This is a genomic window from Thalassolituus sp., assembly GCF_984348125.1.
In genome coordinates, this window is the sequence record NZ_CFHJLR010000030.1 from 17317 (window position 1) to 29569 (window position 12253).

9 protein-coding genes are annotated in these 12253 nt (G+C 48.0%); 2 read left to right on the top strand and 7 right to left on the bottom strand.

Annotated features, from left to right (window positions below; all coding sequences use genetic code 11):
* Positions 1-26: 26 nt before the first annotated feature.
* Positions 27-1211, bottom strand: coding sequence for a 4-phosphoerythronate dehydrogenase PdxB (gene pdxB / locus AC5E51_RS15515; protein WP_491778795.1), 1185 nt, complete (start codon positions 1209-1211; stop codon positions 27-29).
* Between the two features lie 290 nt (positions 1212-1501).
* On the opposite strand from pdxB, the gene AC5E51_RS15520 reads away from it, so the two are divergent.
* Positions 1502-4297 (top strand): bifunctional aconitate hydratase 2/2-methylisocitrate dehydratase, encoded by a 2796-nt coding sequence (locus tag AC5E51_RS15520; protein ID WP_491778796.1) that lies wholly within the window; start codon positions 1502-1504, stop codon positions 4295-4297.
* Between the two features lie 444 nt (positions 4298-4741).
* On the opposite strand, the gene AC5E51_RS15525 is transcribed toward AC5E51_RS15520, so the two are convergent.
* The 4 genes from AC5E51_RS15525 to AC5E51_RS15540 form a co-directional block, all read right to left on the bottom strand.
* Entirely contained in the window at positions 4742-5035 is a 294-nt protein-coding gene (locus AC5E51_RS15525) for an immunity protein Tsi6 family protein (protein ID WP_491778797.1), read from the bottom strand.
* Positions 5036-5537: 502 nt separating this feature from the next.
* Positions 5538-5942: a hypothetical protein gene (locus AC5E51_RS15530; RefSeq protein WP_297532602.1), complete on the bottom strand. Its 405-nt coding sequence runs from the start codon at positions 5940-5942 to the stop codon at positions 5538-5540.
* Positions 5943-6020: 78 nt separating this feature from the next.
* Positions 6021-6278 carry a hypothetical protein gene (locus AC5E51_RS15535; protein WP_297532604.1) on the bottom strand — a complete coding sequence of 86 codons (258 nt, stop codon included), beginning with the start codon at positions 6276-6278 and terminating at the stop codon, positions 6021-6023.
* Position 6279: 1 nt separating this feature from the next.
* Positions 6280-7869 (bottom strand): hypothetical protein, encoded by a 1590-nt coding sequence (locus AC5E51_RS15540; RefSeq protein WP_297532605.1) that lies wholly within the window; start codon positions 7867-7869, stop codon positions 6280-6282.
* A 116-nt stretch (positions 7870-7985) separates the two neighbouring features.
* On the opposite strand from AC5E51_RS15540, the gene AC5E51_RS15545 reads away from it, so the two are divergent.
* On the top strand, positions 7986-8126 hold the full coding sequence (locus AC5E51_RS15545) for a hypothetical protein (protein ID WP_297532606.1): 141 nt from the start codon (positions 7986-7988) through the stop codon (positions 8124-8126).
* A gap of 354 nt (positions 8127-8480) precedes the next feature.
* Here the strand turns inward: AC5E51_RS15545 and AC5E51_RS15550 are convergent, their stop codons facing one another.
* A complete protein-coding gene (locus AC5E51_RS15550) occupies positions 8481-10154 on the bottom strand; it encodes a UvrD-helicase domain-containing protein (protein ID WP_491778798.1) in 1674 nt (557 codons plus the stop codon).
* Positions 10151-12076, bottom strand: a complete 1926-nt coding sequence (locus AC5E51_RS15555; RefSeq protein ID WP_491778799.1) for an ATP-dependent nuclease — start codon at positions 12074-12076, stop codon at positions 10151-10153. Before AC5E51_RS15555 ends, AC5E51_RS15550 begins: the two co-directional genes overlap by 4 nt.
* Positions 12077-12253 lie beyond the last annotated feature (177 nt).

Here is a 12253-nt window from a genome sequence, read left to right on the forward strand (position 1 = left end):
CCCAGCTCAGGCTGGTTTACTTAGTATTAGCGGGAACGCACATCGAAGCCCGCGGCTTCAAGCGCATCCTGCAGATCGTGAGCGCGAGCAGGCACCCCAACCTTAAGATTGATGGTATCGCGGCGCAGCGGGTAATCCTTTCTCATGCGATCGAACGACTCACGCAGATTCTGGCTGTGTCGTATGACTGAGCGCATCACGCCATCATCGACCCGAATCTCATACGATGCCCGGATGGCAGTACGCAGCGCCTGATGCACGGGTACTTCGGCAGAAAAGTCGACGCGTCGAATACCAGGCTCCGGTAAAAACTGCCCCAATTTCAGACGTTCAGGTAGCCCAAAGAATTCGCAGGCACCCTGATACACCAATTCCGTACCACGCATCTTGCCGTCGAGAGAATATCCAGCGATATGCGGTGTCGCCAACGCACAGAAATCCAGCAATTCGCGGTTCAGCTCTGGCTCGCCCTCCCAGACATCGAGCACAGCAACGAAATCCGGATTATCGTGAAGATGCTTCAGCAAGGCATCGTTATCAACAACAGCCCCACGGCAAGCATTAATCAGGCAGGCATCTGTCATCATCTGCTGCAACTGAGCTTCACCGATAAGATGCCAGGTCGGGTGATCACCGCCCTTTTCCATCGGTGTATGCAGACTGACAACATCACAACCAAGGAGTTTATCGAGCGTCGTCAGCTCACCGACGTCGTCCTCTTCTTTGAAAGGGTCACAGGCGAGAACCGTCAGCCCCATTTGCTCCAGACGCTGGCGCAGAAGCAGGCCGACATTACCAACACCGACAATGCCGACACTCAGGTCACGAAAATCAATCCCGCGGCTATCCACCACAACGCTCAAAGCACTAAGAACATAGTCAACTACGGCCTGAGCGTTACATCCTGGCGCACTTGCAAACCCAATTCCGGCGTCTTTCAGATACTCAAGATCAATATGATCGGTACCGATGGTTGCCGTACCAACAAATTTTACGGAAGAACCCTCAAGCAGCTCCCGCTTAACCTGAGTTACAGAGCGGACAAGTAAGATGTCGGCATTCGCTACATCTTCTTGCGTCATGGTCCTGCCAGCGACACGGGTGATGTCGCCAAAATCGCCAAAGAATTGCTCAATTAACGGGATGTTTTCGTCCGCGACGATGTGCACAGTGCTTTCTTCCTGTTTTGTATGATCGATCCATTGTGGCAACTGTTTACCCCAATGACAATAATTCTTAATAAACCAAGAAAATATTCAACCAGAACGTCATAAACACCATGAATAATGCACATCAGGGGTACAAATACGTCTGAGCTTAAATTTCCGGTATACTCCCGCACTACTAAAAAGAAGGTGAAACAAATACATAGTGACTTTCGTGGCTATGTAGCACTGTTCACCGGACATAACTGCATGGGCGTGGGCTTGCTGCCATCGTAGGACGCAAGTTAACTAAAGTGCAATGAAGTTGTTAACAAGGCTTTGAGAGAGGGTCGCAAATGAGTCTGTATTCAGAATACCTGAAAGAAATTGAGGTTCGTAAGAACGAGCTTGGGTTGAACCCTAAGCCGATCGATGGCGCGGAGCTGCTGTCTGAAATCATCGAACAGATCAAAGATGTGAATAATGAGCACCGCAAAGACTCATTGAACTTCTTCATCTACAACACACTTCCAGGTACGACTCCTGCGGCAGGCGTTAAAGCTGAATTCCTGAAAGAAATCATTCTGGGTCAGGCGTCTGTAGAAGAGATCAACCAGGAGTTCGCTTTCGAACTGCTGTCTCACATGAAAGGCGGCCCGTCTATCAAGGTTCTGCTGGACCTGGCTCTGGGCGACGACGCTGACATCGCAAACGCGGCTGCAGCTGTTCTGAAAACTCAGGTATTCCTGTACGAAGCAGACACCGAGCGCCTGGCTGCTGCCTACAAAGAAGGCAACGCCATCGCTAAAGAACTGCTGGAAAGCTACAGCAAAGCAGAATTCTTTACCGAACTGCCAGACATCGACGAAGAAATCAAAGTGATCACCTACGTTGCTGCAGTGGGCGATATCTCTACCGACCTGCTGTCTCCGGGCAACCAGTCTCACTCACGTGCTGACCGTGAACTGCACGGTAAGTGCATGATCTCTCCTGAAGCTCAGGAAGAAATCACCAAGATGAAAGAAGCCAACCCAGATAAGCAAGTTATGCTGATCGCCGAAAAAGGCACCATGGGTGTGGGTTCTTCACGTATGTCTGGTGTGAACAACGTGGCACTGTGGGCTGGTAAGCCTTCAAGCCCGTACGTTCCATTCATCAACATCGCTCCAGTTGTTGCTGGTACCAACGGTATCGCACCTATCTTCCTGACTACTGTCGGCGTAACCGGTGGTATTGGTCTGGACCTGAAAAACTGGGTACAGAAGAAAGACGAAAACGGCAACGTTGTTCGCGACGAGAACGGCGATGCAGTACTGGAAGAAGTGTACTCTGTTAAGACCGGTACCGTTCTGACCATCAACACCAAGACCAAGAAACTGCTCGACAGCGAAGGCAACGAGCTGTCTGACGTGTCTGACGCTTTCACTCCACAGAAAGTCGAGTTCATGAAAGCTGGCGGTTCTTACGCAGTAACCTTCGGTAAGCAGCTGCAGACTTTCGCTGCAGAAACTCTGGGCGTTGAAGCACCAGCTGTTTACGCTGCCTCTAAAGAAATCTCTCACGAAGGCCAGGGCCTGACTGCTGTTGAGAAGATCTTCAACCGTAACGCGGTTGGTGTTAACTCTGAGACTCCACTGCACGCTGGTTCTGACGTTCGCGTTAAAGTGAACATCGTAGGTTCTCAGGACACTACTGGTCCTATGACGACTCAGGAACTGGAAGCAATGGCTGCTTCTACCATCTCTCCAAGCGTTGATGGTGCGTTCCAGTCTGGCTGTCACACTGCCTCTGTATGGGACAACAAAGCTAAGGCCAACACGCCTAAGCTGATGGCGTTCATGAACGCGTTCGGCGTGATCACTGCACGTGATCCTAAGGGTGTTTACCCTGCAATGACCGACGTAATCCACAAGGTACTGAACGACATCACTGTTGACGATCGCGCGATCATCATCGGTGGTGACTCTCACACCCGTATGTCTAAAGGTGTCGCGTTCGGTGCTGACTCAGGTACTGTTGCGGTAGCACTGGCCACTGGTGAAGCAGCAATGCCAATCCCAGAGTCTGTGAAAGTTACCTTCAAAGGCAACATGAAGCCGCACATGGACTTCCGTGACATCGTACACGCGACTCAGGCGCAGATGCTGAAGCAGTTCAGCGGCGAAAACGTCTTCCAGGGCCGTGTAATCGAAGTACAGATCGGTACTCTGCTGGCTGACCAGGCCTTCACTTTCACCGACTGGACTGCAGAAATGAAGGCAAAAGCTTCTATCTGTATTTCTACCGATGAAACTCTGATCCAATCTCTGGAACTGGCTAAGTCACGTATCCAGATCATGATCAACAAAGGTATGGAAAACGAAGCTGGCATGCTGCAGAAGCTGATCGGCCTCGCTGACAAGCGTATCGAAGAAGTTAAATCTGGCGAAGCACCTGCTCTGGCTCCAGACGACAACGCTAAGTACTACGCAGAAGTAGTTGTTGACCTCGACGCGATCGACGAGCCAATGATTGCTGACCCAGACGTAAACAACGAAGACGTATCTAAGCGTTACACCCACGACGTGATCCGTCCGGCTTCTTACTACGATGGCCGTCAGGTTGACCTGGGCTTCGTTGGTTCTTGTATGGTTCACAAAGGTGACATGCAGATCATCGCTGCGATGCTGCGTAACCTGGAGAAGAACGGTCCTATCACGTTCAAGGCTCCACTGGTTGTTGCGCCACCAACGTACAACATCGTTGACGAGCTGAAAGCCGAAGGCGATTGGGACATCCTGGCGAAGTACGCTGGCTTCATCTTTGACGATGCAAATCCAAAAGAAGCAGCTCGTACCAAGTACGAAAACCAGCTGTACCTCGAGCGCCCTGGATGTAACCTGTGTATGGGTAACCAGGAAAAAGCAGAACCAGGTGACACCGTACTGGCAACTTCTACCCGTCTGTTCCAGGGCCGTGTAGTAGAAGACAGCGCTGAGAAGAAAGGTGAATCCCTGCTGGGCTCTACCCCAATGGTTGTTCTGGGTACTATCCTGGGTCGCTTCCCGACTCTGGAAGAGTACAAAGCAGCGGTTGAAGGTATCAACCTGACTTCTTTCGCTCCACCATCGAAAGACCTGGCTCGCCCAGCGATCCCTCTGAAAGCTGTTTAAGACGTACAGGATGTACTAATGCCGCGAAGGACATGGATGTCCGAGAGCGGCGATGTTTTTGAGGCGATTAGCCCACTGCCCTGACCTTTTGGTTAAGGCAGAAGGCTAAGCAAATAAAAAACCGGCACTCGTGAGAGGAGCCGGTTTTTTTGTGGCTGGAGGAATTTGGCTCTTCCAATAGACGACTTGAAGGCTACCCTGCAAGGATTACGTGTAGTCGAAAACCTCAACTATGTAGGAGGGAAGCTTCTTCCCGACACCCTCTCCACAGAGAACTACCTCTAAAAGGAGCCAGCCTGCTTCCGTGTAGGAGTGAATCAGCCGGAGGCTATTCGCGATAAGCTCGCCCAAAATACCTCACATCGACTCACTGAACTGTAGATAACGTAGCGGTAGTGTTTTTACATCTATGGGGACATGCTATCTACTCAGGGAATCCATAGCTCAGTCCCACAGCTCTCTTAGATTTCTGGTTACTAAATTTAATTTTTCCTTAAGCATCATTTCGTCTGGGGATGCCAGTTCTTTAGATGAAACTATGCCATAAGTAAACTCTTGATCCGGCGCTAGCATTTTAACTGGGTTCCTCTTATTGGCAGCATGGCTTTCAATGAATTCTAACTGGGGCTGTATGGAATCCATCCAGGAACAATATTCGACTTTTTTCGAAAGAGCATCCATTTCACTTATTGCTTCTCTTGCTGAATTAGCCAAAACTTCAAATTCTTTATCTTTCAATTTCGAACTCCTTTCACTTCACCGCCTGAAGAGCTGGCTCGCCCAGCGATCCTTCTGAAAACTATTTGATTAACAGCTCAAGAAGCAACTAGCCCACTGCCCTGACCTTATAGTTAAATCAGTAGGCTAAGCACATAAAAAAACCGCCACTCGAAAGAGGTGCCATTCTTTGTGTCTGGTAGAGTTTGGCTTAACCGACAGTCGAGATGGAGGCTGCACTGCAAGCATAGCGTGACTGCAAAAGCCTCAGCCATGTAGGAGGGAAGCTTCTTCCCGACAACCTCTCCACAGAGAACTACCTCTGAAAGGAACCAGCCTGCTTCCGTGTAGGAGTGAATCAGCCGGAGGCTATTCGCGATAAACTCGCCAAGAATACCTCACACCTGCTCACCGGGTTGCAGATACCGAAGCAGATCCTGCTCATCTATCGGGCCAGTGATTTCCTCATCAGCAATTTCGCCGTCCTCGAAGTACTCTCCTAGCGTGTGCCAGATATTAGAAGCTATTTTTCAGCCCTACCCAATGGAACGCCGTGCGCATAAGCAACAGGCTGGGGAATACATCGCCACCACCGCTCACCTAAAACATCCATATCCTTAGATAGCCCCTGCATGCTTCCGGTCACACCTTCGATGTAACTGAGATCACCGTGTTTCGCATAATCAATAGCTTTACAGGTGGAGGATAAAATACGATTAAAGTTAGGCAGCGCACGACCTCGCCAGGCTTCTGGTTTCTCAGCGGGCTGCCAGGTGCTCATATCGATGCGTTGGCAATGTTCATCAAAGTAATTCAACGCGTCGATTAAGCCCTGTATTGCTTGCTCAAAGTAATGCTCCAGCTCCTGCATATAATCGATACTGGAGAATTTTCGGGTTAGCAGCTTTTTTTTCATCTCTGGCGTCATGCTATTTCTCCGGCCAGTTCGCTAGATTCGCAGGGGCGGTATCTATTTCACCGGGCATTACAAAGAGCTGACTAAAATTTATACATTTATGCCTTCCACTAGGTTTGCAAACCTCCCATAGCATTCAAAAAGATCTTTATCGTCACTAAGATCTGTTTCCATGAATAGCCTGACCAATCTTACTTTGCCTATTGGCTCGTAATGATCCATCGTTTCAATTTTTGAAAAGTATGGTTTTAATGACTCATATGCTTCTGGTGCAAACCTACTCTTACTTGCCAAAAGCATACTTTCCAATGTTTTAGCTTCTAACTTAATTCTCTTTAAATCTGACATTCTATTTTACCAATGAAGGGCTTGTGAATTTATCCCGGTTCAAAACGAGAGTTTGGGTTTTTCCACCATGCCTTATAAATTCTGAGTTATTGACTTCAAACGGTGCAATAGTACTTTCATATACAGTGAAGTCTTCTTTTGCTTTGATAGTATATACATCAAATTCTTTTGGCACTTGCGGTAATCCTAGAGCATCACCCGCTAAAGATGCATTTTCTGGTAAAGAATCGAAAGTTTCCTTAGTGACGAAGTATGGCGAATTTCTTCCAGGTGGACCGCCATTTTTAGGGACCACCTTATACAGCGTGGAGCCTTTAGGTAACATACGGGGGATTGGTTCAGCGGCGCCCGACTCGAGTAATTCTCGTGTAATAGTAAGTGCTAAGTCTGGACTTTTCCCGCTTGCTAGTAGGTCTTCATACATGAGCTTGCCAACTTGAAAGTCTCTTGGGTCTTCTACTTGCAACCCATCGGGGCCGGACTCATCCCAGTTCACTTTTTCTGGTGTCACAGGAGATCTTCGAGAAAACTGTCCAGTCTCCGCACCATGCGCATCGGTTTTCTTAACACTTCCCTCTACCGACTCCAGTTTGCCTGGGCCCTTACCCTTCCCACTAAACCGCTTCTGCTGTTGGGCTATTCTTTGCGTTACTCGGGCGTATTCAACCAGCAACTCACCCAGTACTTTAAACTTACGCACAGCGTTAATACCCACAGCAGGTAAGGCGGCCCCTGCTGTTAACGCCACCAGTATAACCGACAACAGAATGCCCAATGCTTCGGCGCCGAGGGCCTCCGTCATTTCAATGCTATGTTGGGCAGAAACGTAGTCTTTGATGAACTTTGCCAGTTGCATCTTAAGGTTGGGGTCATCCCAGATCAGGCTGGCCATGGCCATCGCTTCATCAAGCTGTTCGAGCGTGATTGTAGTTGGGTCAAACCCCAGTGCTTCGACCAACTCGCGCTTTTCGCCCTCGACGTAAGTTTGGGCGTAGGCGTTCGCGGCGTCTGCAAGATTGTCCTGAAGCCAGGCAGCTTGTGCCGCTTTAAAGCGATGCTCCATTCGAACCACCGGGTTCACCAGGTCACTGACTTCTTTTAACCAAAGTACAAGCTCCTTTCCTGAGCGATAGGCGTGATACGCAAAGCCTCCCAGATAAATCAATGCAACATTACCGAAGCTCTCTTTCGATAACTGACGCTCGTGCATAGCAGCTTCACGGCGCTCTTCAGCAATGATTCTGTCGAGAGCGGCCTGAATCTGTGCTTTTAAGAATGGTCGCTCGTCGGGTACGTAGTCATCGATAGCTGAGGCGGTATTTATCTGCTCAAGCGTCAGGTAATTCCCTGCCAACGCATCTGCCAGTGCCTTTCGAGGGTTAGAGGTCTTGGCAGGCAACTGCGCAAGAACGTCAAAGTAGAAATGACTAAAACCACCGTCAACGGCCTGACTGTCAACGCCATCCAGCAGCAGTTCGGCGCGAAGAATGCTCCCGGAGCAGATATTTTCAGGATGAAAAAACGCGGGGCCAGCGCCCTTGCTCAAGCGATAACGATTACCAGCTGTGTCTTGAAACTCGTAGGCGGACATTATCCTTTATCCTGTGGTGAAGCGTCCTTTGAGAATTAGCAGATGATACCTGATGGCGATGTAAATCCAAATGGCCCTGCACGTATCAAGTACGACAACTGCTGGGCTCTACCCCAATGGTTGTTCTGGGTACTATCCTGGGTCGCTTCCCGACTCTGGAAGAGTACAAAGCAGCGGTTGAAGGTATCAACCTGACTTCTTTCGCTCCACCGTCTGAAGACCTGGCTCGCCCAGCGATCCCTCTGAAAGCTGTTTAATTAACAGTTAAAGAGGCGATTAGCCCACTGCCCTGACCTTTTGGTTGAGGCAGCGGGTTAAGCTCAGAACGAACGATTGGGTTTCAAACGTATTCAAACGCACAAAAGATCAATGACGAAGAGCGGATTCAGGCATCAGCCTGTGCAGCCACTAAACTGATCGGCCTCTGTTGAAACAAAACGCGATCGAATAAAAAACCGGCACTCGAGAGAGGAGCCGGTTTTTTTGTTATTAACTTAACCCAGTCGCTATCAGATCGGGGCTAAACTACTACAACTCAAGTTATCTAGAAATTTGCTCTCTTTCTGCTTTTCCGCACACGCTTTTTTGCGCCTACAAAAAAACGTTCAGTACTAGCTTTGCTTACAAAAAGGCAAAGCGTATGCAAAATAAGCGGATTGTGGTGTCCGATTCTCACGCCAATAACCTTGATGATTCTGTGGTCGGTCTCGATGGTTCGCATGGGTCAACATCAAACGCTTCTTGGCTCTGGAAACGCCCACAAAGAAAGCACAAAGCTCTTCATCAGGCTTACCGAAGAAAATTTCCTTTTCGACAGCCATCATAATGACAGAATCAAACTCAAGGCCCTTACTCTTGTGAATGGTGAGAATCCGTACAGACTGATCATCTGAAAAACGTGCTAACGCTTTCAAAAGATCTGGTTCCTGCTGAAGTAGTTCCTCGATTCGATCTTTCGTGTCAGTAATCACTTTTTTTATTCGACTTTGCACTTCATAGTCTGCGTGAAGAGAGGCTAATACTTCAGTTCCGATGTGCTCTATCAGAGTGACGATGCAGCTCCACCAACTTGACAATGACTCGTCAGATAAACTATCAAAAACTACATTTTTACGTTGTTCTTGAATAAGTGAATTCAAGTTATGACGCCCTCTCGCCTGTATCTCATCATCAGCGAAGGGGATCAATTGCTCCGTCAAACGCACCCAAGCTTTGGGTTCACGCTCGCCATAGATACACAAGAGATAATCCACAATAAGCCTGGCAAGAGGCTCGGAAGATAAATCCTGCATCTCTTGTTCGTTGCGATAGGCAATTCCTCTATTGTCTAACTCTTCCATTAAGTCCGATGCGTAAAGGCTTAACTGCTTGGAGACAAGTACAGCTATCTCTGAATGAGGAATTTTTTCGTCATGAACCCATTTAAAGATGCAATCTGCGAGGTATCCAGCCTCATGCTTACTATCTTTGAATTTCCAAGCTAAAACTTCTCCTTCCTCCCCCTCGAGTTGCTCAACGGGCATAACGGATGCTGGGTCAAGATCCCGAATAATTTCGTTTTGGAGTCGCAGTAGAACAGGCTTTGAGCGGAAGTTACGGTACATATTCAGTGCAACAGCATTGAAGTCGTTAGCAAAGGACTCAAATATCCCCTCTAGCGCTCCAGCCCAACTCATAATCTTCTGCTTCGTGTCACCGACTGCGGTTAAACGGACATTAGTTCCTTGGAAGGCAATTTTGAGTAGTTCATATTGAAGGTTCGTACAATCCTGAAACTCATCCAAAAACACATCGCTATATGTTTGGCGGATGGCATTCCGCGCCACTTCTGAGTGCGTAAGAATTTCAATCGCAAATGGTACCAAATCGTTAAATTCTATTTCTTGTCTGGAAGGGCCATTCTTTCGCTCAACTATGGAATAACCTACATCCAGAGATTGATCACCCATCAGTATTGGACGAAACCGGTCAATTATTCGTTTTGCAAAGGAATGAAAGGTGTAGCTATCGAAGCGAGCCCCAAAATCACGACCACACCTGCGTGCAACCCTCTCTTTGAGGTTTTTGCTCGCATCAACTTTAAATGAGATAGCCAAAATTCTGCGCGGGTAACAACAAGTTCCCGTCCGAAAGAGGAAATCAGCTCTCTGTGCCAACATTTCAGTTTTGCCAGCTCCAGGTCCAGCGGTGAGAGCGAGGCTACGAATTGTCTCTGTAGCAGCCCTCAATGCATTCGGCTCAAGAGTTAGTCCATCGGCGGGTTTCCATTGGTCTGTAGCAATCACTCTGACCACTCCTCAAGCTTTGCTTTGATAGCATCGGCTAAGCGAACGTAGGAAGCAGGCATGTTAGCGATCAGTTGCTCATCACTTAGCTTGGATAACCCGCTCAAGTGCGCAGCGGGCTTACTACCGAGCTTGAAGTGCTTCTGATAAGTGGAAAACAGCTCCAATTCATCCTCAGTATATTGACTGGAATCGTGATGACTTTTCCCTAGAACAGCGTTTTTCAAATCATCATCCGGAGTTTCTCTCTCCACACCGTAAGCATCTGGGTATGCTTTAAGCATTGAGAAATCCAAGTCCATTGGCTCAGAGAAAAACACTCCACGATTTTCCAATGCAGTAAAAATACTCTGTTTCTCATCACCCAAAAAGTGATGTTCCCTTACTGGTGACTCGTTTTTCTTCCAATGAGGAATCGTCCAATCAGTAGGAAAAGCTTTATCCGGAGAGAATTTTTTAAAGTTATCGTTAGCAACCTTAATTCGCCCCCACCCTGCAGCGTTACGAGCTACATCCAGATCCAACAAGGTTACATATGGGATTTTAAGCGCTGCAAGCAACCTCCAGAAATGATTAACATGCCGCCCTCCAAGTGGAGTAATCGCCACGCCAAAGGCATCAACAGGTACTCCTTGCGCTTTTAAAAGCCTGGGTAAGACAATCTCTTCGCTATCTCCTTCACCCAATACAACCAAGCGTGAAAAATAAACTTCAGGGAAAGCTTGAACTGCCTCGCGTACAAACTTGTGCGCTTCACCATCATCTTCTGGTAGTTGAATACAAGTGATTCTGGATTGACGCTCTTCATTCAGTCGCATGTACCGAATACTTTCGGGAGCAATACGACGAAGCATTGAAGGAGCATGAGTTGCAATCAAAGCCTGTCCATCATCATTATTCGTAAGGGATGCAAGAGAGTCGATCACCCTACCTAGATAGTGTGGAGAGAGGCTATTTTCAGGCTCTTCAATTGCCATTAGGGTGAATACTGGAGGGCGTAGCTTTTCAATATCAAAAGATTGGTCTTCCTGCGACAGCACCTTTCTTCCAACAGATTGAGCTGAGATCACCAGAGACAGATAAAGCATTGATTTTTGCCCGTCACTAAGCCGAGAAAAATCGACTATCGACTCTCCGTGACCGGGCTTGAAGGAAATGGACAAGTGCTTGAGCAAAGCTTCAATTTCAGAAGCTACAAAGGTGATCTTTGGGTCTGTGAAGAATTTTCCTTTATGTAACACGCCCCATGCACTTTCCAATGCAGAGCTGAGCCGGTCAACCGAGGGGTTGCTGGACAGGCAATCACTTATTTGATCTGTGAACCCCTTTATTTGAGCGCGTTCGTTGTCCCAGCGGACAGACCTCAGCAAGCGGCCAATAAGAGCATTAGTGCCATAACTTATGTGATCTGCAGGGTCTCGACGCGCTGGTAAGTAATGGACGTGGATGTTGTTTCTTTCTGATCTGGGTACCTTTGTGCGGGACACAGGTGCATTGTGTTCATCAACATCAAGGACATATTCCAGGCTCTCTTCAATATCTCCATCAGGTCCCATGGTAGCCGACAACCGGAAACGTACTCGGGGAATGCCATCGGCCGCGTCCAACCTCATATGGGATAAAAATGGAGGTACTGTTGTATTCGCCTCAGCATTTAGAGTTTCGGGAAAGGTGAAATCAGCCTCAATCCAAAGACTCCTTTCAGAAACTTCAGATTCTTCGCCATATGGGACATGGAAATCTGAGCGTAGAACCCTACGCTGTGAAGGATCAAAGGCAAAAAGCCGACAAAGAGCTTGAAGAAGGGCTGTTTTTCTGGAGCCGTTTGGTCCAATTAAATATGTCGTGCTCTCCAGAGAAATCTCTGTAGGGTGCTCCCCAAAAGACTGGAAGTTAGATAGCCGTATTGTTTGAAGCTTCATAAGATAATAGATCCGCTTACGTTCTTAAATAATACTCCTATCTTGCATGTTCGGGGCTTTACAGTCGATATTCCCCCCCCAAAAAAATACCGATTGAGTTGATACTCAAATCGGGACTTACGGTGTTCTGGTCAACAAAACCGGACACATTAATTTGCTAATTTCTCGTAATCTACC